This is a genomic window from Arthrobacter sp. Hor0625 (assembly GCF_052567525.1).
Genome location: NZ_CP199586.1, coordinates 1,851,582 through 1,875,138, shown reverse-complemented (window position 1 = coordinate 1,875,138; position 23,557 = coordinate 1,851,582). Strand labels below are relative to the sequence as shown.

At 68.3% G+C, this 23,557-nt stretch carries 26 protein-coding genes; 10 read left to right on the top strand and 16 right to left on the bottom strand.

Annotated features, from left to right (window positions below; all coding sequences use genetic code 11):
• Nucleotides 1-11: 11 nt before the first annotated feature.
• Together ACTWLI_RS08640 and ACTWLI_RS08635 are read right to left on the bottom strand one after the other, a co-directional pair.
• On the bottom strand, nucleotides 12-623 hold the full coding sequence (locus tag ACTWLI_RS08640) for a TlpA family protein disulfide reductase (RefSeq protein WP_445153511.1): 612 nt from the start codon (nucleotides 621-623) through the stop codon (nucleotides 12-14).
• Nucleotides 624-625: 2 nt separating this feature from the next.
• Nucleotides 626-1,291, bottom strand: coding sequence for a histidine phosphatase family protein (locus ACTWLI_RS08635; RefSeq protein ID WP_445153510.1), 666 nt, complete (start codon nucleotides 1,289-1,291; stop codon nucleotides 626-628).
• A 213-nt stretch (nucleotides 1,292-1,504) separates the two neighbouring features.
• Between ACTWLI_RS08635 and ACTWLI_RS08630 the strand changes: the two genes are divergently transcribed.
• From ACTWLI_RS08630 to ACTWLI_RS08620, 3 genes are all read left to right on the top strand, one after another.
• Entirely contained in the window at nucleotides 1,505-2,053 is a 549-nt protein-coding gene (locus ACTWLI_RS08630) for a YceI family protein (protein WP_445153509.1), read from the top strand.
• Nucleotides 2,054-2,293: 240 nt separating this feature from the next.
• Nucleotides 2,294-2,824: a hypothetical protein gene (locus ACTWLI_RS08625; protein WP_445153508.1), complete on the top strand. Its 531-nt coding sequence runs from the start codon at nucleotides 2,294-2,296 to the stop codon at nucleotides 2,822-2,824.
• A gap of 167 nt (nucleotides 2,825-2,991) precedes the next feature.
• Nucleotides 2,992-3,852, top strand: a complete 861-nt coding sequence (locus ACTWLI_RS08620; RefSeq protein WP_445153507.1) for a hypothetical protein — start codon at nucleotides 2,992-2,994, stop codon at nucleotides 3,850-3,852.
• A 42-nt stretch (nucleotides 3,853-3,894) separates the two neighbouring features.
• On the opposite strand, the gene ACTWLI_RS08615 is transcribed toward ACTWLI_RS08620, so the two are convergent.
• Together ACTWLI_RS08615 and ACTWLI_RS08610 are read right to left on the bottom strand one after the other, a co-directional pair.
• Nucleotides 3,895-4,590: a redox-sensing transcriptional repressor Rex gene (locus tag ACTWLI_RS08615; RefSeq protein WP_445153506.1), complete on the bottom strand. Its 696-nt coding sequence runs from the start codon at nucleotides 4,588-4,590 to the stop codon at nucleotides 3,895-3,897.
• Between the two features lie 93 nt (nucleotides 4,591-4,683).
• Complete coding sequence (locus tag ACTWLI_RS08610; protein ID WP_445153505.1) at nucleotides 4,684-4,956, bottom strand: glutaredoxin family protein; 273 nt, start codon at nucleotides 4,954-4,956, stop codon at nucleotides 4,684-4,686.
• 148 nt (nucleotides 4,957-5,104) lie between these two features.
• On the opposite strand from ACTWLI_RS08610, the gene ACTWLI_RS08605 reads away from it, so the two are divergent.
• Complete coding sequence (locus ACTWLI_RS08605; RefSeq protein WP_445153504.1) at nucleotides 5,105-5,923, top strand: HAD family hydrolase; 819 nt, start codon at nucleotides 5,105-5,107, stop codon at nucleotides 5,921-5,923.
• Between the two features lie 405 nt (nucleotides 5,924-6,328).
• Here the strand turns inward: ACTWLI_RS08605 and ACTWLI_RS08600 are convergent, their stop codons facing one another.
• From ACTWLI_RS08600 to ACTWLI_RS08590, 3 genes are all read right to left on the bottom strand, one after another.
• Nucleotides 6,329-6,427 carry a 30S ribosomal protein bS22 gene (locus tag ACTWLI_RS08600; protein WP_003792170.1) on the bottom strand — a complete coding sequence of 33 codons (99 nt, stop codon included), beginning with the start codon at nucleotides 6,425-6,427 and terminating at the stop codon, nucleotides 6,329-6,331.
• A 206-nt stretch (nucleotides 6,428-6,633) separates the two neighbouring features.
• Nucleotides 6,634-6,846 (bottom strand): helix-turn-helix domain-containing protein, encoded by a 213-nt coding sequence (locus ACTWLI_RS08595; RefSeq protein WP_445153503.1) that lies wholly within the window; start codon nucleotides 6,844-6,846, stop codon nucleotides 6,634-6,636.
• Nucleotides 6,847-7,060: 214 nt separating this feature from the next.
• A complete protein-coding gene (locus ACTWLI_RS08590) occupies nucleotides 7,061-8,164 on the bottom strand; it encodes a 3-deoxy-7-phosphoheptulonate synthase (RefSeq protein WP_445153502.1) in 1,104 nt (367 codons plus the stop codon).
• Nucleotides 8,165-8,539: 375 nt separating this feature from the next.
• Between ACTWLI_RS08590 and ACTWLI_RS08585 the strand changes: the two genes are divergently transcribed.
• Nucleotides 8,540-9,892 (top strand): alpha-hydroxy acid oxidase, encoded by a 1,353-nt coding sequence (locus tag ACTWLI_RS08585; protein WP_445153501.1) that lies wholly within the window; start codon nucleotides 8,540-8,542, stop codon nucleotides 9,890-9,892.
• 116 nt (nucleotides 9,893-10,008) lie between these two features.
• Here the strand turns inward: ACTWLI_RS08585 and gdhA are convergent, their stop codons facing one another.
• From gdhA to ACTWLI_RS08570, 3 genes are all read right to left on the bottom strand, one after another.
• Entirely contained in the window at nucleotides 10,009-11,346 is a 1,338-nt protein-coding gene (gene gdhA / locus ACTWLI_RS08580) for an NADP-specific glutamate dehydrogenase (protein WP_445153500.1), read from the bottom strand.
• Nucleotides 11,347-11,490: 144 nt separating this feature from the next.
• Entirely contained in the window at nucleotides 11,491-12,039 is a 549-nt protein-coding gene (locus ACTWLI_RS08575) for an ArsR/SmtB family transcription factor (protein ID WP_445153499.1), read from the bottom strand.
• Between the two features lie 85 nt (nucleotides 12,040-12,124).
• The gene (locus tag ACTWLI_RS08570) at nucleotides 12,125-13,348 is read right to left on the bottom strand and encodes an acetoin utilization protein AcuC (protein WP_445153498.1); all 1,224 of its coding nucleotides are present in this window, start codon (nucleotides 13,346-13,348) and stop codon (nucleotides 12,125-12,127) included.
• A gap of 102 nt (nucleotides 13,349-13,450) precedes the next feature.
• Between ACTWLI_RS08570 and ACTWLI_RS08565 the strand changes: the two genes are divergently transcribed.
• Together ACTWLI_RS08565 and ACTWLI_RS08560 are read left to right on the top strand one after the other, a co-directional pair.
• Nucleotides 13,451-14,884, top strand: a complete 1,434-nt coding sequence (locus ACTWLI_RS08565; protein WP_445153497.1) for a TrkH family potassium uptake protein — start codon at nucleotides 13,451-13,453, stop codon at nucleotides 14,882-14,884.
• Nucleotides 14,877-15,563: a potassium channel family protein gene (locus ACTWLI_RS08560; protein WP_056737616.1), complete on the top strand. Its 687-nt coding sequence runs from the start codon at nucleotides 14,877-14,879 to the stop codon at nucleotides 15,561-15,563. The genes ACTWLI_RS08565 and ACTWLI_RS08560 overlap by 8 nt, the downstream gene beginning before the upstream one ends.
• A gap of 51 nt (nucleotides 15,564-15,614) precedes the next feature.
• Here ACTWLI_RS08560 and ACTWLI_RS08555 read toward each other — a convergent pair whose 3' ends face one another.
• From ACTWLI_RS08555 to topA, 5 genes are all read right to left on the bottom strand, one after another.
• Nucleotides 15,615-16,199, bottom strand: coding sequence for an HhH-GPD-type base excision DNA repair protein (locus ACTWLI_RS08555; protein WP_445153496.1), 585 nt, complete (start codon nucleotides 16,197-16,199; stop codon nucleotides 15,615-15,617).
• A 30-nt stretch (nucleotides 16,200-16,229) separates the two neighbouring features.
• Entirely contained in the window at nucleotides 16,230-17,063 is an 834-nt protein-coding gene (gene proC / locus ACTWLI_RS08550; protein WP_445153495.1) for a pyrroline-5-carboxylate reductase, read from the bottom strand.
• Between the two features lie 276 nt (nucleotides 17,064-17,339).
• Nucleotides 17,340-18,371 carry a Ppx/GppA phosphatase family protein gene (locus ACTWLI_RS08545; RefSeq protein WP_445153494.1) on the bottom strand — a complete coding sequence of 344 codons (1,032 nt, stop codon included), beginning with the start codon at nucleotides 18,369-18,371 and terminating at the stop codon, nucleotides 17,340-17,342.
• A gap of 63 nt (nucleotides 18,372-18,434) precedes the next feature.
• Nucleotides 18,435-18,884 (bottom strand): SseB family protein, encoded by a 450-nt coding sequence (locus ACTWLI_RS08540; protein ID WP_445153493.1) that lies wholly within the window; start codon nucleotides 18,882-18,884, stop codon nucleotides 18,435-18,437.
• 62 nt (nucleotides 18,885-18,946) lie between these two features.
• Complete coding sequence (gene topA, locus ACTWLI_RS08535; protein WP_445153492.1) at nucleotides 18,947-21,685, bottom strand: type I DNA topoisomerase; 2,739 nt, start codon at nucleotides 21,683-21,685, stop codon at nucleotides 18,947-18,949.
• 224 nt (nucleotides 21,686-21,909) lie between these two features.
• On the opposite strand from topA, the gene ACTWLI_RS08530 reads away from it, so the two are divergent.
• The gene (locus tag ACTWLI_RS08530; protein WP_445153491.1) at nucleotides 21,910-22,134 is read left to right on the top strand and encodes a hypothetical protein; all 225 of its coding nucleotides are present in this window, start codon (nucleotides 21,910-21,912) and stop codon (nucleotides 22,132-22,134) included.
• A gap of 55 nt (nucleotides 22,135-22,189) precedes the next feature.
• On the opposite strand, the gene ACTWLI_RS08525 is transcribed toward ACTWLI_RS08530, so the two are convergent.
• Entirely contained in the window at nucleotides 22,190-22,705 is a 516-nt protein-coding gene (locus tag ACTWLI_RS08525; protein WP_445153490.1) for a DUF2243 domain-containing protein, read from the bottom strand.
• A gap of 190 nt (nucleotides 22,706-22,895) precedes the next feature.
• Here ACTWLI_RS08525 and ACTWLI_RS08520 point away from each other — a divergent pair, with 190 nt between their 5' ends.
• Complete coding sequence (locus tag ACTWLI_RS08520) at nucleotides 22,896-23,270, top strand: LuxR family transcriptional regulator (RefSeq protein ID WP_445153489.1); 375 nt, start codon at nucleotides 22,896-22,898, stop codon at nucleotides 23,268-23,270.
• A complete protein-coding gene (locus tag ACTWLI_RS08515; protein WP_445153488.1) occupies nucleotides 23,248-23,556 on the top strand; it encodes an isochorismatase family protein in 309 nt (102 codons plus the stop codon). Before ACTWLI_RS08520 ends, ACTWLI_RS08515 begins: the two co-directional genes overlap by 23 nt.
• The last annotated feature ends 1 nt before the right edge of the window (nucleotide 23,557 follow it).

The following is a 23,557-nucleotide window of genomic DNA, read 5'->3' as shown; positions in this document are numbered from 1 at the left end:
TCACCTGCCCGCTACTCGGCCACGGCGGCGGCAATGAGGGACTTGAGGGTGCCCTTCTGGATTTCGCCGAGCACCCGTGAGGCGACGCGGCCCTGCTTGTCCAGCACCAGGGTGGTGGGCACCGCGCCCGGCGGGACCAGCCCGGAGACGGCCAGGAGCACCGCACCGTCCTTGTCGTTGAAGCTCGGGTAGGTCAGATTGAACGTCTTGTCGAACGCGTCCGCCGTCGCCTTTTCATCGCGCAGGTTGACGCCGAAGAACTGCACGCCCTGGCTCTTGAACTCCTGGTGCAGCGCCTCCAGCGAGGGCGCCTCCACCCGGCACGGCGCGCAGGCCGCAAACCAGAAGTTGAGCACCGTGACCTTGCCCTGGAACTGCGACGCCGTAACGGTGGTCCCGTCGAAGAGCGTTCCCTTGAGCTCGACCGGCTCTTTCCGGTCGGCAGCGGCAAATTCGGTCACCGAACCGTCGCCGGCGACGTAATTCTTGTTGTCCCCCGCCCTGGCCTGCTTGGCGAGGTCGTCCTCCTGCGCGCAGCCGGCGAGTCCGAGGACCGCCGCCAGCGCCGCGCCGCTGGCGCCCAGGACGCTGCGGCGGCTGGGCCGTGGATTGCTGGTCGACATGCTCAGGCCCCCGGGGTGTTCGACGCGCCGGGCAGGAGGGCGGCGGCAGGCTCGCTGTAGTCCACGCGCAACAGCGTTCCGGCGTCGTCAAACACCAGCGAGGTGACGGAGGTCAGGGTGCATTCACGCTTGCGCGGGTCGTGCCAGAGGGGCTTGCCTTCGGCGCTGAGCCGGGTGGCCCAGATCGGAAGCTGGTGGCTGACCAGGATCGCCTCCGCGCCGTCGCCGCCAAGTTCGATGGCCCGCGACCGTGCGTCCTGCACGGCGGCAGCCACCCGGCTGGCCTGCTGCTTGTACGGCTCACCCCAGGAGGGGCGCAGCGGGTTGCGCAGCATCGGCCAGTGCCTGGGCCGGAGCAGTTCGGCCTTGGAGACTTGGAGGCCCTCGAAGTAGTTTTCGGCCTCGATGATCCGTTCCTCGGTCTCGATCTCGAGGTTCAGGGCACGCGAGATGGGCAGCGCCGTTTCCTGCGCCCGGGTCAACGGGGAGGCTGCCAGGTGCACGATTTTCGCACCCTGCGCGGCGCGATCGCTGAAGTGGTCGGCGAGCGTCAGGGCCATCTGCCGGCCGAGTTCGGAGAGGTGGAACTCCGGCAGCCTGCCGTACAGGACGCCTTCGGGGTTATGGACCTCGCCGTGGCGGAGCAAATGGACAGTGGCTTGGGGCATGTGTACCAGTTTCTCAAAGGGCAGGGGCAATGACGAAATCTTCTACGACAGGTAGAACTGAAAGTTTTTGAGAAATGTTCCCCGCGGGTGGAATAAAAGATGCAAACGCATGTTTATACTGGATGCAGCAGTTAGTTGAGACTTCAACAAATGAAGCGTCAACCTACGATCAGACGCCAACAGCACGACCCACCCGACTCAAGGAGAACCACCATGGCACTTCCCACCAACGTCACCCCCGGCACCTGGACCCTGGACAACTCGCACAGCGAGATCGGCTTCACCGTCCGGCACGCTGGCATCAGCAAGGTCCGCGGCCAGTTCAAGGAGGCCGACGCCACCCTCAACCTCGCCGAGGACGTCGCCAGCTCCAAGGTCAACGCCACCATCAAGACCGCCAGCTTCGATTCCGGGGATGCCAACCGCGACGGCCACGTCCGCGGCGAGGACTTCTTCGACGTCGACAAGTTCCCGGAAATCTCCTTCGTCTCCAGCGCCATCGTCCCCAAGGGCGATGCCTACGAACTCCAGGGCGACCTGACCATCAAGGGCGTCACCCGTCCGGTGGCACTGGAAACCGAACTCCACGGCGTGGCCGTTGATCCCTTCGGCAACACCCGCGCCGGCCTGACCGCCGAGACCACCATCAGCCGCAAGGACTTCGGCCTGACCTGGAACGCGGTCCTCGAAGCCGGTGGCGTGCTCGTCAGCGACAAGGTTGCCATCAACCTCGAACTGGCCTTCATCGCCCCCGCCGCCTAGTCCCCGGCAGGGACCAGGGGATCCGGTTCACCGGCGCCGGATGACCGGGGCCGGCTAACCGGGCCAAGCCACCAGCACCCCGCACCTCCCACGGATCCGCCCAGGACCGTCACCGGAGGGGCGGGGTGCGCGGCTTAAATGGCAGCAATTGCGGGCGGTTTTCACAGCAGACTCCCAGAGTGCCCGCACCGCCGGGAAGGCTGCTGGAAACGCCCCGGAGCCGGGTCTAGAGTGAAATTCATGAGCAATCCCGGCGACGTCCCCGAGCCTGAACAACCTCGCCCCGCCGGCGGCTTCCGGTTCAGCCTTCCCGACGACCGCCCGCGGAACTTCCGGGACGCGATGCCGGTAGGCGGCTACGCCGGACTCTTCAACCTTCCCGCCATGCCGGCAGCGCTGCGGATTTCCTACTACGTCTGGGTCATCGGCGGCCTCCTCGGAATCCTCGCAGCGGTGATCGGCCTCTTCGGCACCCTCGTCCTGTTTGTGGTCTCGCCGCCGGCCGGCATCCTGCTCCTGCTGTTGGTCCTGGTGGCGCTGGCGTTGGCCGGCGCCCAGCTGACCCTGGCCATGAAAATGAAGGAAGGCTGGGAGTGGGCACGGTTCGCCTTGACGGCGGTCACCGCAGCCAGCCTGCTGCTTGCCGTCCTGGGCACCGGGCTCGCCGGCGGTGGCAGCTGGCCCGGCTTCGTCATCAGTCTGGCTGCCACCGTCCTGATGTGGCTGCCGAAGTCGCAGCAGTGGTTCGATGCGTTCAAAGGCAGGGCCTGAACCGCGGGCGGAAGCCGAACGACGGGCCGGCACCCCCGCCGAGAATACCTCTGAGGAATGACCCACAGAGACGCGGCTGGAGGGTACGGTGGACTCAACCACGCTGGGGGCAGGGTTTTAACACTGGTCCCGGAAGTCCACCCCCCGTCGACACGCAAAGGACCGCCATGAGTAACCCGCCAGTCGAGCCCTCCAGCCCGGACGGACCCGAGTCGGGCAAGGCACCGCAGTACGGCCAGCAGGCGCCTGGCTACGGCCAGAACGCCCCGGAGTACGGCCAGGGCGCCCCCCAGTACGGCCAGCAGGCCCCCGGCTACGGCCAGAACGCGCCCCAGTCCGGCCAGCAGCCGCCGGCCTACGGACAGAATACGCCGCAGTACGGCCAGAACGCGCCCGGCTACGGCCAGCCGCAGTATGGCCAGCAGCCGCCGGCCTACGGACAGGCCCCGGGCCAGTACGGCCAGAGCCCGTATGGACAGTCCCCCTATGGGCAGTCCCCTTACGGCGCCTACCCTTCGGAGCTGCCGACGGGAGGCGCCGGAACCCGACCCGCCCAGCTTGACCTCGCCTTCTGGCTCATCCTTGGCGCCGGCATCCTCTCGCTGATCAGCAGCCTGGTGGTCGCTTTCACCGGAGCGGCCTACTTCGAGACGGCCATGCAGGAAGCCGCCGCGCAGCAGGGACAGAGCCTCTCCTCCGAGGAGCTCAGCGCAATGCAGGCCATCATCCCGATCAGCGGGATCATCGCCGGCCTGATCTCCTTCGGGCTGTACGCGCTGGTTGCCTTCCCGGTCCGCAAGGGCAAGAACTGGGCCCGGATCCTGGGAACCGTTTTCGCCGCCATATCGCTGCTGGGCCTGTTCGGAGGCTCCTTCGCCTTCGGCGCGCTCACCGGCATCCTGCAGATCGTGGTGATCCTGATGGGCGTCGCCGGCATCGTGATTCTCTACCTGCCGACAGTTTCGCCGTACTTCAGCAAGCAGCAGCCGTTCTCCAACCCCTACGCGCAGAACCCGTACGGGCGCTAGCCCCAGGTCCGCGCCAAGGGCGCAGGAACCGCAGGACACCGGTCAGTCGGCGTCTTCCGGATCCTGCGCCCTTTGCGCGTGGTAGGCCAGAATCTGCAGCTCCGTGGCCATGTCCACTTTCCGCAGGTTGACCCCGGGTGGGACCTGCAGCATGACGGGGGCGAAACTCAGGATGCTGCGCACGCCCGCCCCGACCACCCGGTCACAGACGTCCTGGGCCACAGCCGCGGGCAGGGCCAGGACCACCATGTTCGCCCCGGTGCGGTGGAGCACGGACTCAAGATCGGCGGCGTCGCTCACCCTGAGCCAGCCGACCTCGGTCCCCACCACCATCTGGTCGGCGTCGAGGATGGCCACGATGTCGAAGCCGCGCGACTCAAAACCGCCGTACCGGGCCAGCGCCTTGCCGAGGTTGCCGGCACCGACGATCGCGACCTTCCAGTCGCGCGTCAGGCCCAGCGCGGCGGCAATGTGGCGGTTCAGGTACTGGACGTCGTAGCCCACACCGCGGGTCCCGTAGGAGCCCACATAGGAGAGGTCCTTGCGAAGGGTGGAGGAGCTGACGCCCGAGGCTTCCGCCAGCGACTCGGAGGAAACCCGCTCCACTCCCTCGCCCAGCAGGGTCGTCAGGGCGCGCAGATAGAGCGTCAGCCGGGCCACGGCCGCGGGCGGGATCTGCTTGGCGGCAGGTCCTGCTCCTCCGGGCAGGGCACCGGGTGGGGAATCCAGCGAAGTCACTATTTGCTCCATTGCGTCGCGTTGTGAGTCCACTCTAGAGCCCCCGCTGTTCGGGCCACAAAGCAACCCGCGGCGCCCCTTCGGGGGCACGGCTCAGGCGGGCTGGCCCAGCGCACGCCGCAGGAGCCGGTCCAGCCGAGCCTCGTCGACGCGCCAGAAATCGCGTTGCACGCCGTCCACCAGCACCACCGGGATTTCTTCGGCGTAGCGCTCGCGCAAGGCGGCGTCGTCGTCAATGGACCGCTCGGTCCAGCCCAGGCCCAGCGCTGCCGTCACCCGGCCGACGGCGTCGCGCGCGTCGGCGCACAGGTGGCAGTTTGATTTGGTGATCAGGACGACGTCGGGGGCGTGGGCGGGTGTGGCCATGCCTCCACGGTAGCCCGGTGCCGGGCCCGGCGTCGACGCGGGCGCTGCCGTCGGGCGGGTGCGCCGCGGCTCTTCCCCGCGGCGCCGATCGACGGTGCGGCGGGGCCCGCCTGCGCGGAGTACCCCGCGGATTGACTAGACTCGAGGCATGCCCGAGGAGAAGATCGTCGCAGTGGCCACGCGGCCGGTTGCGTCACCGCAGCCCGGTGAAGCCGCCTTCTTCGACGTCGACAACACCCTCATGCGGGGCGCCAGCCTGTTCCACGTGGCACGAAAGATGTACCAGCGCGGCGCCTTCACCATTCCCCAGGCGGCCGGTTTCGCCTGGAAGCAGCTGATGTTCGTCTTCCGCGGGGAGAACATCGACGATGTCCACGCCGTCCGGGACACCGCCCTGAGCCTGGCGTCGGGTTTCACGGTCGAGGACATCGAAGCCCTGGGCGAGGAAGTCTACGACGAGATGATCGAGTCCCGGATCTGGCCCGGCGCCAAGGCCCTGGCCGAGCAGCACCTGCGGGTGGGCCGCCGGGTCTGGCTGGTCACCGCCACCCCCATCGAAGTGGCGACGGTCATCTCCTCCCGCCTGGGTCTCACCGGGGCCCTCGGCACGGTCGGGGAAATCCGGGACGGCTCCTACACCGGCCGGCTGGTGGGCGAGATCCTGCACGGCCCGGCCAAGGCCATCGCCGTCGCCAAGGTGGCAGAGGACGAAGGCCTTGACCTCAACCGTTGCTGGGCCTACAGCGACTCGCACAACGACATCCCGCTGCTCAGCATGGTGGGGCACCCGGTGGCCATCAACCCGGACGCCCGGCTGCGCCGCCACGCCCGCGAACACAACTGGCCGGTCTACGACTTCCGCTCCGGCCGCCGGGCGGCAACCCTGGGGCTCAAGGCCGCGACCGTGGGCGGGGCCGTCTACGGACTCTGGCGCGGCTTCGCGCGCTTCCGCGGCCCCTCGCTCTAGGCTTCCCGCCGCGTTCCGGATTTCCGCGGCGGTTTCGGACGGTCGCACCCCGGGCCCGGCGCGCGCCGGTCCGGAGCCCCCGCCCCGGTCCGGAACCCCCGCGCCGGTCCGGAACCCCCGCCCCGGTCCGGAACCCCCGCGCCGGTCCGGAACCCCCGCGCCAGTCTCTAACCCCAGCACCCCGCCGAGCTCTCTAACCCCAGCACCCCGTCGAGCCCGTTCCGGACTTCCGCGGCTGGGTCCGGGCTTGTGACCACGTTCCGGACTTCCGCGGTGGTTTCGGACGGTCGCAACCCGGGCCCGGGGCGCGCCGGTCCGAAACCCCCGCGCCGGTCCACAACTCCCACGCCAAAGAAAATGCCCGCCGCCGGAAGGCAACGGGCATTGACGTTTTTCGAAGTATCTCTACTTCTTGTTGCGACGCTGGTGGCGCGTCTTGCGAAGCAGCTTGCGGTGCTTCTTCTTGGCCATACGCTTGCGACGCTTCTTAATAACTGAACCCACGAAAGTTCCTTACCGGCTAGATGCAGTACCTGCCCGTTGGGGAGGGTCCGCGGGCTAAAGCAGCAGACTGAACAACTGACAGGTTCTTACAATGACGTAAAACGTTCCTTAACAGGGTACCGCCTATCCGGGGCACACCACGACCGCAGGCCCGGATCTGGGTTCGAGCCTCGGACCAGCAGGAATCCGGCGGACCCTGCGGAATCTCAGGCTGTGCCGGTCCGTCCGTCCACCACGGCACCCTTGAGGTACTGTTCGACGGCGCTTTCCGGCACCCGGTAGGAACGGCCAAAGCGCACGGCCGGCATTTCGCCGGAGTGCACGAGGCGGTACACGGTCATTTTGGATACCCGCATGACCTCCGCGACCTCGGCCACGGTGAGAAAGCGGGCATTGGAGAAGTTGGCCTCCGAAGACATTTCCCTTATTCCTTTTGCTCAAGCGAACGGCTGCCCCGTCTGAACGACATGGCGGTGTGCCGATGCTGAGCCATCAAACAACCATGTGCTAGATACTCTAGGGGTTAGTGGTGCCAATGTGAAAGGTTTCCGCCGGAATTCTCGAAGGATTTCCGCAGTTTTTGCCCACCGGGCACCTTCCCCCAGTCTCATCGCGCAGCCTGGTCGCGCCACCTCAGTCCCGCAGCCTGCGGGCCCGCGCCGACGCCGCCAGCTGGCCCAGCACCGAGGCCGTAACGTCCCAGTCCATGCAGGCGTCGGTCACGCTCTGGCCGTACACCAACCCCGCGGGGCCGGCGGCGACGTCCAGAGCCTGGGCGCCGCCGACGAGGAAGCTTTCCAGCATGACGCCGGCGACCGCCGAGGCGGATGACCCGCCGTCTTCAAGCTGGGCGCCGATCTCAAGGGCTACCTCGGCCTGCCGGTGGTGATTCTTGCCGCTGTTGGCGTGGCTCGCATCGACGATCAGCCGCGGATTCAGCTGCCGGCCGGCGAGGCGCGCTGAAGCTGCCTCGACGTCGGCGGCGGAGAAGTTGGGGCCGCCGCTGCCGCCGCGCAGGATGATGTGGGTGTCGGGATTGCCGGCCGTACTGACCAGGGCGGCGCGGCCGTCGGCGTCGATCCCCAGGAAGGCCTGCGCGGCCGCTGCGGCGCTGCAGGCGTCGAGCGCCACCTGGAGACCGCCGTCGGTCCCGTTCTTGAACCCGATCGGCATCGAGAGCCCGGAGGCCAGCTGCCGGTGGATCTGGCTTTCGGTGGTCCGCGCCCCGATGGCGCCCCAGGCGACGAGATCCGCGAGGTACTGGGGGCTTATCGGTTCGAGGAATTCGGTGGCGGTGGGCAGTCCCAGGGCGGTCACCTGGCGCAGGAACTGCCGGGCGGCGCGCAGCCCCGCCGCGATGTCGTGGCTGCCGTCGAGCTGCGGATCGTTGATCAGGCCCTTCCAGCCGACCGTGGTGCGCGGCTTCTCGAAGTAGGTCCGCATCACGATCAGCAGGTCCTCGCGGTGCTTCTCGGCCTGGCTGACCAGCCGGCGGGCGTACTCCAAGCCGGCCTTGGGATCGTGGATGGAACAGGGACCGACGATCACCAGGAGCCGGTCGTCGACGCCGTCCATGATCGCGCGGACCTCGTCCCGGCCGCGGCCCACGACCTCCGAGCCGCGGGCGTCGAGCGGCAGCTCCGCGATGATTTCCTGCGGGGTGGGCAGCGCGGTGAACTCGCTGATCCGCAGGTTGGACGTGGCGTGCTGGCTGTCGGGGGCTGCTTCGATGCTCATGTTCGGGTCCTGTTCCGGGGTGCGGAGCGGGCCCTGATCAGAACCCGCCGGAGAAATGGCGAAGGGCAGAGAATGATCTCTGCCCTGTTGGCTCTGAAGGAAAGTTGGATGCGTGTCAGTTAGACGCGGGCCCCTCCAGAGCCAACGAAAAATACGCATACCAACGGTTAGTCATGATGTTGACGATAGACCCCGGAGCCGGGAGGACAAAGTGCCGGCGTAACATTCCGACGGCGGCCGTGCTGCCGGCCCGCATGGCCCGGGGCGCCGGACCGGACAGCCGGCCCGCCGGGGAAGGGATGCTTGATGCGGCCCGGCCCCGGCCCTACAGTGTGGTTAGACCACATGAGTTGACGACCAGCCCCGGAGGCAGCAATGACGCAGACCATCGAGCCCGGCAATCCCGAGGCCCCGACGACGCCAGGGGACACCGCCGTGCAGGGGCGCCCCGGCGGCAGCGGCGCCGGGGCGGCCGCCGCGGACCGCTCCGGCGGGCTCCCCGATGCGCTGCGGCGCCGGGTTCCGAAGATTGCGGACCTGGCACCGTTGATGCAGTTCAAGAAGCCCGAACTCGGCCGCGAGGCGCGGCTGCGCCGGGCCAGCACCATCTGGGACCTGCGGGACATGGCCAAGCGCCGGACGCCGAAGGCCCCCTTCGACTACACGGACGGCGCGGCCGAGGCGGAAATCACCCTGCGCCGGGCCCGCACGGCGTTCCAGGACATCGAGTTCCGCCCCGGGGTGCTGCGGAATGTTTCCGGCGTGGACCTGGGTACCGAGGTCCTGGGCAAGCCTTCCCGGCTGCCGGTCGGCATCGCGCCCACCGGGTTTACCCGCATGATGCAGTCCGAGGGCGAATACGCCGGTTCCCAGGCAGCGGCCGCCGCGGGGATCCCCTACACGCTCTCCACCATGGGCACGGCGTCCATCGAAGACGTCGCCGCCGCCGCGCCCGGGGGCCGGAACTGGTTCCAGCTCTACCTGTGGACCGACCGGGACCGCTCCCTCGAGCTGATCGAGCGGGCAGCGAAGGCCGGCAATGACACCCTCATGGTCACGGTGGACACCGCCGTCGCGGGCGCCCGGCTCCGCGATGTGCGCAACGGCATGACCATTCCCCCGGCCCTGACCCTGAAGACCGTGCTGGATGCCTCCTACCGGCCTGCGTGGTGGTTCAACTTCCTCACCCACGAGCCGCTGACCTTCGCCTCGCTCTCGCGCTATACCGGCACGGTGGCGGAGCTGATCAACTCCATGTTCGACCCCACGCTGACGTTCGATGACCTGGACTGGCTGCGCGCGACCTGGAAGGGCAAGCTCGTGGTCAAGGGCATCCAGACCGTCGACGACGCCCGCAAGGTCGTGGACCACGGCGCCGACGGCGTCGTGCTCTCCAACCACGGCGGCCGCCAGCTGGACCGCGCGCCCATCCCGCTCCACCTGCTCCCGGAGGTTTCGGCGGCGCTGAAGGCGGACAACAGCGACGCTGCGGTCATCCTGGACACCGGCATCATGAGCGGCGCGGACATCATCGCCGCGCTGGCCCTGGGCGCGGACTTCACCCTGATCGGCCGCGCCTACCTCTACGGCCTGATGGCCGGCGGGCGGGCGGGCGTGGACCGTGCCCTGGAGATCCTGGAGTCCGACATGCGCCGGACCATGGCGCTGCTGGGCGCCAGCCGGATCTCGGAGCTGAACCCCGACCACGTCCGGCTCCTGGCCCGGTAACAACCTCCGGATCGGCGAAAGGGCAGTTTCGCGGCAGTGTTCTTGCCGAACATTGCCCCGAACTGCCCTCTCGGTGCGGGTGCCCTCCCGGTTGGGGTGCCCTCTCGGTTGGGGCCCTAGATGAGGCCCTGGGCGAGCATGGCGTCGGCAACCTTCACGAAGCCGCCGATGTTCGCGCCCAGCACGTAGTTGCCCGGGTCGCCGTATTCCTCGGCGGTAGCGGCGCAGCGGTCGTGGATCCCCACCATGATCTCCGTCAGCCGGTCCTCGGTGTGCGCGAAGGACCAGGAATCACGGCTGGCGTTCTGCTGCATTTCCAGCGCGGAGGTGGCCACACCGCCGGCGTTGGCGGCCTTGCCGGGGCCGAAGAGGGTCCCGGCCTGCTGGAAGACCGCGACCGCCTCCCGTGTTGAGGGCATGTTGGCGCCTTCCGCTACCGCAATCAGCCCGTTGCGGACCAGCCGCGCCGCGGCCTCGCCGTCGAGTTCGTTCTGCGTCGCGCACGGCAGGGCCACGGTGGCGTCGAGGTCCCAGACCGAGCCGCCCTCCACGTAGTCGACCGCGGAACGTCGCTCCGCGTACTCCTTGAGCCGCCCGCGCTCGACCTCCTTGATCTGGCGCAGCAGCGCCACATCGATGCCGGCCTCGTCCACGACGTAGCCCGAGGAATCCGAGCAGGCGACGACGGTGGCGCCGAGAAACTGCGCCTTGGCGATCGCGTTGATGGCGACGTTGCCGGAACCGGAAACGACGACGCGCTGGCCGTCGAACGACTGGCCGCGGGCCTTGAGCATCTCCTCGGCGAAGATGACGGTGCCGTAGCCGGTGGCCTCCGGCCGGACGAGGGAACCGCCCCAGGAGATGCCCTTGCCGGTGAGGACGCCGGATTCGTAGCGGTTGGTGATCCGCTTGTACTGGCCGAAGAGGAAGCCAATTTCGCGTCCGCCGACGCCGATATCCCCCGCCGGGACGTCCGTGTACTCGCCGATGTGGCGGTACAGCTCGGTCATGAAGGACTGGCAGAAGCGCATGATCTCGGCGTCGGAGCGCCCGCGGGGATCAAAGTCCGAGCCGCCCTTGCCGCCGCCGATCGGCATGCCGGTCAAGGCATTCTTGAAGATCTGCTCGAAGCCCAGGAACTTCACGATGCCGAGGTTGACCGAGGGGTGGAACCGCAGGCCTCCCTTGAAGGGTCCGAGCGCCGAGTTGAACTCCACCCGGAAGCCGCGGTTGATCTGGACGCGGCCAGCGTCGTCCACCCAGGGGACGCGGAAAATGATCTGGCGTTCGGGTTCGCAGAGCCGCTCCAGGACGGCGCCTTCGAGGAACTCCGGGTGGCGGTCGTGGACGGGACCAAGGCTTTCGAAGACCTCGGTCACCGCTTGGTGGAACTCGCCTTCGCCGGGATTCCGCGCCAGTACCGTGTCCCGGATGACTTCAAGCCGTGCGTCCATTGCAACTCCTTACCCGGCGCCCGCCGTCGGGCGCTCACTCAAGCAGTTCCATGGTTGCACCGCGCCGGTGCCGTTCGCTATTCCGGGGCGGCCGGGTCCAGTATGTGACACCGCCGGCGGGACCCGGGCGGGAAAGGGGGTGGACTACTTCTTGCGGCCGAATTTCGGCAGGTTGGCCAGCAGGTCGGCGGCGCGGGTTGCGGCGCGGCCCACCGTGCGGCCGATCTGCTGCGGGCGCCTATCCTCCCCTGCGGTGCCCACCGGGATCGCGACGGCCGGGCTGAGTGTGCTGCCCGCGGCGGCCTCCGGCAGCAGCGGGGCGGCCGGTTCGGCGGCCGTCACGGCGTCGGCGAGGGTCTCCGGAGCGGAGGCAGCGGATGCGGCGGCGGGGACGGCGGAGGCGGCGGGGGCCGGGGCCGCATCTGCGGGACGGCCGACGTCGAACGTCTGCAGCCAGCTGGCGACCCCGGCCAGCGGCTTCGGGTTCAGGGCGTAGTACCGTTTCTGGCCCTGCGCCCGCATGCTGACCAGGTCCGCTTCGCGCAGGACCTTCAGGTGCTTGGAGATGGTGGGCTGGCTGGCCTCGAGTTCCTGGACCAGCTCCCCCACCGCTTTGTCCCCCTGGCGCAGGGACACCAGAATGTCGCGCCGGGTAGCCTCAGCAATGACGGCAAATACGTCGTCTGTCACCATGCCCTCCACACTAGCGACATATACGCCGAAAGGCATCCACTATCTGGCCCCGGCGCGCGGCCCGGTCCGGTGCATGGCGGGCCGGCTAGTCGAACCACGGATCGAGGCCGTGGAGCGGGAAAACTTCCTTGCGGGTGGCCATGACGGTGCGGTCTACCTCGTCGTTGGGATCGAAGCCCACTTCCCAGGAGCGCCACCAGAGGTCGACGTCGTCGCCCATCACCGCCGGCGGCTCCACCCCGAACTTGGCGCCGTACTTGTCCCGCACGTATGTGCGCCAGTCTTCCGGGACCGGGGTCCGCAGCGGGACCGGCCGCCCGGCGGCAATGGCGATGAGATGGCTCCACGCGCGCGGGACCACCGTGACCACGTTGTAGCCTCCGCCGCCGGTGGAAATCCACCGGTTTTCGCATAAGCGTGCCGCCAGGTTGCCGATCGCGGTGGCGGCCTCGCGTTGCCCGTCGACGCTGATGTTGAGGTGGGTCAGGGGATCCAGCCGGTGCGAGTCGCAGCCGTGCTGGCTGACAATCACCTCCGGTTCGAACGCCGCCACGAGCTGCGGCACCACCGCGTGGAACGCCCGGAGCCACCCGGCGTCGCCGGTCCCGGCCGGAAGTGCCACGTTCACGGCGCTGCCCAGCGCGTTCGGTCCGCCGATCTCATTGGCGAAGCCGGTGCCCGGAAACAGGGTCAGCCCCGTCTCGTGCAGCGAGATCGTCAGGACCCGCGGGTCGTCCCAGAAGATCCCCTGCGTCCCGTCACCGTGGTGTGCGTCGATGTCGACATACGCCACCCGCTGGACCCCGCCGTCGAGCAGCCGCTGGATCGCGAGGGCGGCGTCGTTGTAGATGCAGAAGCCGCTGGCGCGTTCGCGCGCAGCGTGGTGCATGCCGCCGCCGAAGTTCACCGCGCGGACGGCGCTGCCGTCCAGCACGGACTCGGCCGCCAACAGCGAACCGCCCGCCAGCCGGGCGCTGGCCTCATGCATCCCGGCGAAGGCCGGGTCGTCCTCTGTGCCGAGGCCGCGCTTCAGGTCCGGAGTGTCGGGGTCCGCGCTGACGCGGCGGACGGCGGCGACATAGTCGGCGCTGTGGACGGTGCCGAGTTCGGCGTCGGTCGCCACCCGGGGCGCCGCCACATTCACGTGCTCCAGCTCCAGCAGACCCAGGCTGCCGGCCAGCCGGACGGTCAGTTCCATCCGTTCCGGGGCCATGGGGTGGCTGTGGCCAAAGTTGTAGGCCGTCATGGCGGAGTCCCACACCACCGTCGTTGGCAGGGCGGGCTGGGCGAGTCCGGGCAGGAAGGTCATCACTGACAGGCTACCGGAGCGCACGGCGCCGATCCCCGCCGTTGCGCGGAATATAGTGGTTTACTACTGAAGGAAGCCGTTTCGACCGAGGACAAACCCCACATGACGCAACGCCAGTCGAGGTCTCCGGGCGCGGCCCACTGGCATCCCGGCCAACCGGAACGTGAGGGGCTATGGGTCTTCACCCGGCTCCGCGACTTCGTCGATGACATCGCCAACACCTCGCCGGCGCGACTGGCGATCTCCGCCTTCGCCGTCGTCGTGCTGGTTTTCACCACGCTGCTGTCCCTGCCGGTGTCCTCCGCCACGGGGCAGGCGACGCCGCTTCACCAGGCCCTCTTCACGGCGGTGTCCGCGGTGTGCGTGACCGGCCTGACGGTGGTTTCGACGGCGGTGCACTGGTCCTTCTTCGGCCAGCTCGTGATCCTGGTCGGAATTTTCGTCGGCGGCCTCGGCACACTGACCCTTGCCTCGCTGCTGGCCCTGATGGTCAGCAAGAAGCTCGGCGTCCGCGGCAAGCTGATCGCCCAGGAGGCCATGAACAACGCCGGCCGCCTCGGCGAGGTGGGCACGCTGCTGCGGATCGTCATCGCCACTTCCGTGGTGATTGAAGCGGCTCTGGCGGTGTCCATGATTCCGCGCTTCCTGACGCTGGGCGAGAGCCCCGGACAGTCGGTCTGGCACGGCGTCTTCTATGCCATCTCCGCGTTCAACAACGCCGGTTTCACGCCGCACTCGGACGGCATCGTGCCGTACGAGACGGACCTGTGGATCCTGGTTCCGCTGATGATCGGTGTCTTCCTGGGCAGCCTCGGCTTCCCGGTCGTCATGGTGCTGCAGCAGAACGGGCTGAACTGGCGAAAGTGGAACCTCCACACCAAGCTGACCATCCAGGTCTCGCTCATCCTGCTCGTGGCCGGCACCGTGCTCTGGGGACTGATGGAGTGGGAAAACCTGCGCACGATCGGCGGCATGAACCTGGCCGACAAGATCACGCACTCCCTCTTTGCCTCGGTGATGACGCGCTCGGGCGGGTTTAACCTGGTGGACCAGAACCAGATGGACTCAACCACCATGCTGCTCACCGATGCGCTGATGTTCGCCGGCGGCGGGTCTGCCTCGACGGCGGGCGGCATCAAGGTCACCACAATCGCGGTAATGTTCCTCGCGATCATCGCCGAGGCCCGCGGCGACGCCGATGTGAAAATCTACGGACGCACTATCCCCGAGGGAACCATGCGGGTGGCCATCTCGGTCATCGTCGCCGGCGCCACACTGGTGGCGGTCTCGGCCCTGCTGCTCCTGCAGATCAGCGGCGCCTCGCTGGACCGGGTACTGTTCGAAACGATTTCGGCCTTCGCCACGGTGGGCCTGAGCACTAACCTCAGTGCCGAACTGCCACCTGCCGGGGTCTACGTCCTGACCGCCCTGATGTTCGCCGGCCGCGTCGGCACCGTCACCCTCGCCGCTGGCCTGGCCCTGCGCCAGCGCAGCCAGCTGTATCACTACCCGGAAGAGAGACCGATCATTGGCTAGTTCCTCAGGCGCCGTCAACCGCCCCGCCCACAACGCGCCCGTCCTGGTGATCGGGCTGGGCCGCTTCGGCTCGTCCACCGCCGAACAACTCGTCAAACAGGGCCGCGAGGTGCTGGCGATCGAGCGCGACCGGAACCTGGTCCAGAAGTGGGCCAGCGTGCTCACCCACGTGGTCGAGGCGGACGCGACGAACATCGATGCGCTGCGCCAGCTCGGCGCCCAGGAGTTCAGCTCCGCCGTCGTGGGCGTGGGCACCTCGATCGAGTCCTCCGTGCTGATCACGGTCAACCTGGTGGATCTGGGCATCGAGCACCTCTGGGTCAAGGCCATCACCCCATCGCACGGAAAGATCCTGACCCGGATCGGCGCGAACCACGTCATCTACCCCGAGGCGGACGCGGGCGTGCGCGCGGCCCACCTGGTCTCAGGCCGGATGCTGGACTTCATCGAGTTCGACGACGACTTCGCGATCGTGAAAATGTACCCGCCGCGCGAAACCGTGGGCTTCACCCTGGACGAGTCGAAGGTGCGGTCCAAGTACGGCGTCACGATCGTGGGCGTGAAGTCCCCGGGCGAGGACTTCACCTACGCTCGGCCGGAAACCAAGGTCTCCGCACGGGACATGCTCATCGTTTCCGGCCACGTGGACCTCCTGGAGCGGTTCGCCGCCCGGCCCTAAGGCCGTGTCCTAAGTCCGTACCCTAAGTCAGGGACCTGCGGTCCGAACCGCTCAGGCTCCGCCGGCCTTCGCCGCCTTCGCGGCCGCCTTGGCGGCCTGCTTGCTGGCCCGGACCTTCGCAAGTGACTCAGGATCCACGATGTCTGCGACGGACAGGAACGCCTCCGCCTGCCCGTAGTGCCCGGCGGCCTCACGCCAGCCGGGCGCCTCGAGCCCGCATTGCTTACCCAGCAGGGCCAGGAAGATCTTGGCCTTCTGCTCGCCGAAGCCCGGCAGCGCCTTGAGCCGGCGCAGCACCTCCGGCCCGTCGGGATCCCCCTGCGTCCAGATCGCCGAGGCGTCGCCGTTCCACTCAGTGTGCACCGTGGCCGCGAGGGCCTGGACACGGGCTGCCATCGAGCCGGGGAACCGGTGCACGGCCGGGCGTTCCTTGAACATCTCCTCGAAGGCCTGCGGATCGGCGGCGGCGATGGTCCCGGGATCCATCGAGCCGAGCCGGGTCCGGATTTTTTCCGGGCCGGCGAAGGCAGACTCCATGGTCACCTGCTGGTCAAGCAGCATGCCTGTCAGGAGGGCGAAGGCGTCGTCGCTGAGTAGTTTGTCCGCCGCGGGATCCCCGGTGATATGCAGTTCCATGGGTCCTATCCTGCCATCCGGCCGGGGCCGCTAGCCAAGCTGTTTGGTGATCTCCGCCGCCCGTTCGGCCGCCGCGCGGGCGCCGGCGGCGATGATCGCAGGAAGGCCGCGCTCGTCGAACGTTGCGATGGCCCGTTCCGTGGTGCCGTTCGGGCTGGTCACGGCCTTGCGGAGGGAGGCGGGATCGGCCCCGGGCTCGGCGAGCATCAGCCCGGCGCCGGCAACCGTCTCCCGCGCCAGCAGCAGCGAGAGGTCTGCGTCGAGCCCCAGGTCAACGCCCGCGGCGGCCATCGCCTCGGCTAGATAGAAGGCGTAGGCCGGGCCGGATCCGCTGATCGCGGACAGAGCGTCCACCTGTTCTTCGGGAATTTCGACGACGGTGCCCACGGCGGCAAAAATATCCTTGGCCTGCTGCAACTGCCCAGCGGTGCAGTGCTTGCCGGCGGAGACAGAGACGACGCCACGGCCCAGTTTGGCCGGCGTGTTCGGCATGGAGCGGATCACCGGCTGCCCCTCCGGCAGCGCAGCCTCCAGCTGCTCCAGCGACACCGCCGCGGCGACGCTGACGACGATCGTGTCCGGGGCCAGGGCGCCGCTGATTTCCCGGGCCAGGTCCGCGATGCCGACCGGCTTCACGCCCAGGACCACGACGGCGGCGCCGGTGGCGGCCTGGGTGTTGTTCTCGGGCTCTTCTTCCCCGGCGATGGCGGTGATGCCGTGATGCCGTTCGGCGAGCTCTGCCGCCCGCTCCGCCCTCCGGACCGTGGCCACGATGTCCGCGGGATCTGTCCCGCCGGCGATCATGCCGCCCATGATTGCCTCGTTCATTGACCCACAGCCCAGGAATGCGATTCGGTTGCTCATGTGCCCATCATTGCAGGGAGCCCCGATTCACAGCCAGCTCACATCCTCAGCGCAGCTTCCTCCCAAAGTCCGGGATTAGCGTAGGTACTACCTCATTGAGGGTGCGAGTGATGATAGGCAGTCATGCGGATGTCTGCCCGGCACCGGTGGTACGCAGCGGGTTTCCCCCATTTTCCCGCTCCGGACCGCCGGTGCTTCGCTTTAAGCCGCAGCCCACACCGGACCGCCCGGTTCTCGGCGGGCCGCCTGGACCCGCGCCGGGCCCCGGCGGCCCCGTCAGCCGGCGTCGGACGCCGTCGTTCCCTGGAGTTCGGCTGACTGGAGCTCAGCCGCAGTGCCGCCCGCTAGGCTGACGTGCGGGGCCGGCTGCAGGGGACCTTCGAAGACCAGCTGGTCGAGCCGCCGCAGGATCAGGCCCTCCCGCAGAGCCCACGGGCAGATCTCCAGGCTCGGGAATTCGAAGAGTTCCAGCGCCGCCTCCGCTACCAGCGCGCCGGCGAGCAGCTGCGGGGCCCGCGCTTCGGAAACGCCGGGCAGGTGCAGCCTGTCCTCCACTTCCATGGCGGAGATCCGCTGCGCCCAGAGGCCCAGGTCCGCCGCGAAGAGCTCGCGCCTGACGTACGGGCCCGCGCCGCTCGGCGCAGCGCCGGCGATGCGGGCCAGCGAGCGGAAGGTCTTGGAAGTGCCGGCCACAAGGTTCGCCCGGCCCAGCTTGTCGAAGTTGCGGACCGCGGGCTTGAGCGTGGCGCGGATGTAGCGGCGCAGCTCCTTTACGCTCTTGGCCGACGGCGGATCGTCCTGCAGCCAGTCCCGGGTGAGGCGGCTGGCCCCCAGCGGGACGGACATGGCGAGTTCGGGCAGTTCATCCCCGCCATAGGCCATCTCAAAGGATCCGCCGCCGATATCCAGGTCCAGGATCGGTCCGGCGCCCCAGCCGTACCAGCGACGCACGGCGAAGAACGTCATCGAGGCCTCTTCGCTGCCGGTCAGTTCCCGCAGCGTCACGGTAGTCTCGTGCTCGACACGGGCCAGGACGGCAGGCCCGTTGGTGGCCTCGCGGATCGCGGAGGTGCAAAACGCCAGCAGGTCCTCGGCCTTGTGCCGGGCGGCGAATTCCCACGCCTCCAGCACGAACTCGATCAGCTCGTGCTGGCCGGCGTCGTTGATGTTCCCGTCGGCGTCGAGGAACTGCACGAGCGACAGCGGCCGCTTGTGCGAGGCGAACGGCACCGGGCGCGCGCCGGGGTGGGCGTCCACCAGAAGCAGGTGGACAGTGTTGGACCCGATATCGAGGACGCCTAGCCGCATGGTGCCATTATTCTCCTCCGGCCCGCCGTGCCCTAACCGGGCACCCCGGCCGTGTCCGCCGGCTCAGGCCTGCTGGCCGTCCGGGCCCGCGGCGGGTTCCTCGTCGGAGGGCTTGAAGTCGCGGCGGATGTTCGCCACGCCCTCGGGGTCGATTTCGAACCCGTAGACCGTGCCCGGGTTGATCACCATGCCAAGCTCATCGCCGAGGTTGCTGATGATGGCCGCGCCCTGGGTGCCCAGGACGTTCGGGGCGGCGTCGAGGTACTGCTCCGTGACCCGGCTCGGGTGGGAGAAGACGGCCAGCACCGGCTTGCCGGCGGCGTTGGCCAGAACGAGCGGTTCGACCTGGGAGTCGGGCCCGTCGATGGTCTCGGAGCTGACGATGTAGACCTCGTTGTTGAGAAAGGACAGGATGACGTCCACCGGGTTCGCGTCCGGCTGCTCCCCCTTGGCGAGCTTCTCTTCGAGGTCGTTGAGCGGCTGGAGATCCATGGGTGCTGGCTGTTCAGTCATGGTCCCACTCGATCACGTTGCGCCCCGCTCCGCAATTCCTCACCGCTGCCCGGCCCGGTCGCCTACTTCTTGGCGGCGGCCTTGCGGGCCGGTGCCTTGCGGGCCGGAGCCTTGCGCTTGACCGGCCCCTTGGCGCGCTTCTCGGCGAGGAGTTCCACCGCCTGTTCCCGGGTCAGCTCCTCGATCGCGGTGCTGCGCGGGACGGTGATGTTGGTGATCCCGTCGGTGATGTAGGGGCCGAACCGGCCTTCCTTGACCACGATGTTTTTCTCCGAGACCGGGTCCGGGCCGAACTCCGCCAGCGGCGGCACGGCGGCGCGGGCGCCACGCTGCTTGGGCTGGGAGTAGATCTCCAGCGCCTGTTCGAGCGTGATCGTGAAGATTTCCTCCTCCGAGCCGATCGAGCGCGAATCCGTGCCCTTCTTCAGGTACGGGCCAAAGCGGCCGTTCTGCACCGTGATCGGGTTGCCCTCGGCATCCTGGCCCAGCACCCGGGGCAGGCTCATCAGCTGCAGCGCCTCGTCCAGGGTGATGGTGTCCACGCTCATCGAGGCGAACAGCGATCCGGTGCGCGGCTTGGCCTTGACCGGCTTCTTCGGCGGCTTGGGCTTGCCGTTCTTGTAGTACTCCACCGGCAGGCTGGCCAGCTGCTCCTCGGTCATTTCCGGAATGACCTCGGTGACGTAGGCGCCGTAGCGGCCGTTCTTCGCGACCACCGTATGCCCGGTGTGCGGATCGGTGCCGAGCACGCGTTCCTCCGGGGCGGCGGTCTCCATCAGCTCCTGGGCCTTCGCGGCGGTGAGCTCGTCCGGGGCGAGGTCCTCGGGCACATTCGCGCGCGCCGACTCGACCACTTCGCCGGTCTTCGGATCCACCGTGGGGACCGAGCTTTCCAGGTAGGGGCCGAACTTGCCCACCCGCAGGGTGATGCCGTCGGTGATCGGGATGGAGTTGATTTCGCGGGCGTCGATCTCGCCGAGGTTGTTGACGATGCTCAGCAGGCCGGGCTCGGAGTCGGCACCGAAGTAGAAGTGCTTCAGCCAGGCGGGCCCGGCTTCCTGGCCGTTGGCGATCTTGTCCAGGTCGGCTTCCATGTCGGCGGTGAAGTCGTAGTCCACGTAGTCGTGGAAGTGCTGCTCAAGCAGCCGGATCACGGAGAAGGCGATCCAGCTCGGCACCAGCGCGGAACCCTGCTTCCGGACGTAGCCGCGGTCCTGGATGGTGGAGATCGTGGAGGCGTAGGTGGACGGACGGCCGATGCCGCGCTTTTCCAGCTCCGCGGTCAGGGACGCTTCGGTGTAGCGCGGCGGCGGGGAGGTTTCGTGCCCGACGGCGACGATCTCGGAGGCGGTCAGCGCGTCGTCCTTGGCCACGTTGGGCAGCCGGCGTGCTTCTTCGGACTCCTCGTCGCCGCGGCTCTCGTCCTTGCCCTCTTCGTAGGCTGCGAGGAAGCCGGGGAAGGTGATGACGGTGCCGGACGCGGAGAACTCGGCGTCCCGGCCGTCGGCGGCGCCGCCGACGGTGACCGCGCCGAGGCGGATGGTGGCGGTGGAGCCCTTGGCATCGGCCATCTGGGAGGCGACGGTGCGCTTCCAGATCAGCTCGTAGAGGCGGAACTCGTCACCGGAGAGCTGCTTGGCGACCTGCGCCGGGGTGCGGAAGGAGTCGCCGGCGGGGCGGATGGCTTCGTGGGCCTCCTGCGCGTTGGCTGCCTTGCCGCTGTAGACGCGCGGCGACGCCGGGACGTACTCGGGCCCGTAGAGCTCGGAGGCCTGGCGCCGCGCGGCCGTGATGGCCTCGTTGCTCAGCGCGTTCGAGTCCGTACGCATATAGGTGATGTAGCCGTTTTCGTAGAGCCGCTGGGCCACCTGCATGGTGCTCTTGGAGGAGAAGCGCAGTTTACGTCCGGCCTCCTGCTGCAGCGTGGAGGTGGTGAACGGCGCCGCGGGACGGCGGGTGTACGGCTTGGTGTCGACGGAGCGGACGCGGAACTCCGCCTCCTGCAGGCCGGCGGCAAGGGCGCTGGCGAGTTCTTCATCCAGGTGCACCACGCCGCGCGAGGTGAGCTCGCCGTCGTCGTTGAAGTCCCGGCCGCTGGCGACCTTGGAGCCGTCGACGGACGCCAACTTCGCCTTGAAGGAACCGGATTCGGCGCCGAACTGTCCGGTCAGGTCCCAGTACGAGGCGGCCTTGAACGCCATGCGTTCGCGTTCGCGGTCCACCACCATGCGGGTCACGACGGACTGCACCCGGCCGGCGGAGAGGCCGCGCGCCACCTTGCGCCAGAGCACCGGGGAGATCTCGTAGCCGTAGAGCCGGTCCAGCACGCGCCGGGTTTCCTGGGCGTCCACCAGGTCCTGGTCCACGTCGCGCAGGTTGTCCATGGCGCGGTGGATGGCTTCCTTGGTGATTTCGCCGAAGGTCATCCGGTACACCGGAACCTTGGGCTTGAGGACCTCCAACAGGTGCCACGCGATGGCTTCGCCCTCGCGGTCCCCATCGGTTGCGAGGTAGAGCGCGTCGGCGCCCTTGAGCTGGGCCTTGAGTTCGGCGACCTTTTTCTTCTTGTCCGGGGACACGACGTAGTAGGGCTTGAAGTCGTGCTCGACGTCGACGGCGAACTTGCCGAGCGGCGTTTTCTTCAGTTCCGCAGGGAGCTCCGAGGGCTGCGGAAGGTCGCGGATGTGACCGATGGAGGCCTCAACGATGAAGCCCTCGCCCAGGTACTTGGCGATGGTCTTGCTCTTGGCCGGAGACTCGACGATCACGAGTTTCTTGCCGGTGGGGGCCTTGCTTGGCACGGTGCTCCTACAGAAAATGATGGCTCGGGCAGATGCGCCCATACCCGCCTAGTTCACCATATTTTGCCGATTCCCGCGCATCCGGGCCCGTGCCCGCCCCTTTACGGCGCCGCTTCGGAGGCCGCGGGCGAGGAACGGCAACGCCTCGGCTGGTTCCGGCGGGCCGTTGGGACAGCGGAGCCGAAACCGTTGCGGCGCTGCGGCCAGGGTGGTTGTCTGGGGGCATGAGCGATCAGGAAGCACCACAGCCAAGCGACGTTCCTGCCGACGAGCACCTGCGCGACGACGTCTCCTCCGCCGCTGACCCGGAACCCGGCGCAGCCCGGCAGGGCAGCTTCACCCCGGGGCAGACCAATGCCGGACGACAGGTGGGCGGACTGGCATCGGCGGCCGACTACGGCAAGGACCAGGACCCGGATTCCCGGGGAGATACCAACAATCCTGTGTAAGCAGGGCCGGCGGTGGACAGCACCAGGCTTCCCTTATGCCGGGGCTCCGGCCGTCTCAGGCTCCCGGCCGCCCGCCGCCTCGTGCTGGACCGCCCCGCCGATGAAGAGCCAGGCCGCACACGATCTGTAGGAGCCCGAAGGCGAGGAATCCGATGTCCCAGATCCACGGACCGCCCAGGTCGTCGCGCACGTGGTGGATCTGCAGCAGCTGATGATCGACCAGGCCTTCAACGACGTTGAAGATCCCCCACCCCGCCAGGATCAGGCCGAAATGGAAGCCCCAACTGGGCGCCTTGCGGCCCCGGCGCCATGACGCGACCGCCGCCGTCGAACCGGCCACAACCAGCACCCAGGTTCCGGCATGGAAGAAGCCGTCGGCCAGCGTATTGACCTCAAGGCCTTCAACCGTCCCGACCGGGTAAGTATCAACGTGGCTGACCATGTGGTGCCACTGCAGGATTTGGTGCAGGAGAATTCCGTCGACGAAACCGCCCAAGCCGAGGCCGAGCAGGATGCCCGCCCACCGTGAAGGCGCTTCCTTCTTCTCCGCCGGCACAACCCGACCGTTCATGCTTACCCCCTCCCCCTCGCTGGGACACCCTGCGCATGGCTTCCTCGTGACCGGCCCGCGCCGCTCGCTCTGGCCGGGACATCTCTTCGAAGATATAGTAAGCACGCTGACGATTTTTTAAAAGACCCGACGACGCCCTCCCCTGGCGTCCCGAGCCAGTAGCCTCCAGTTGCCTGCCAAGGAGAAATCGATGCGACGCCCTCTAAGTTCCGTGCTCACAGCGCTGGCCCTCTGCGCAGCCCTTGTCCTGCCGGCCGGGGCCGCGGCCGCCACGGCGGCCGGCCCTTCCCCGACGTACCTGAGTGCCAGCACCACGGCGCCCGACCCGACGAGTTCGCCTTCCACCCCCGGTCCGGTGGACCCCGGAACGGGCGAAACTCCCGCGGCGAAGGAAACCCGCATTGACTACGCGCCGTACTACATCGCCGCCGTCGTGATCCTGGCCCTCGCAGCGGCAGCCCTGACCTGGCGGCGCGTCAGGGGCGGCCCGTCATCGAGGAACCTCCGCCGCGCGGACCAGGACTCCAGCGGGAAGGGCCCGGATGATCGCCGTTCTGATCATTGACATGCAGAACGCGTTCTTCGAGGACCCTGCGCTTGAAGACCAGAGAGAGGCGGTTACCGCCGCCTGCAACCGCCTGATCGCGGCGGCCAGCGACTCCTCGGCGAATGTCTTGCTGGTAAAGACCGAACACGAGAAGGATAAGTCCACCTGGACCCTGAACATGCTGGATGACGACCAGGGCTTCATCTTCCGCGGAACACAGCAGGCGGAGTCCGTCGCCGGCCTGGCGACGGAGTCCCTGCCGCAGCTGGTCCCCGGGACAGCGCTTTTCTCGGGACGGACCTGAT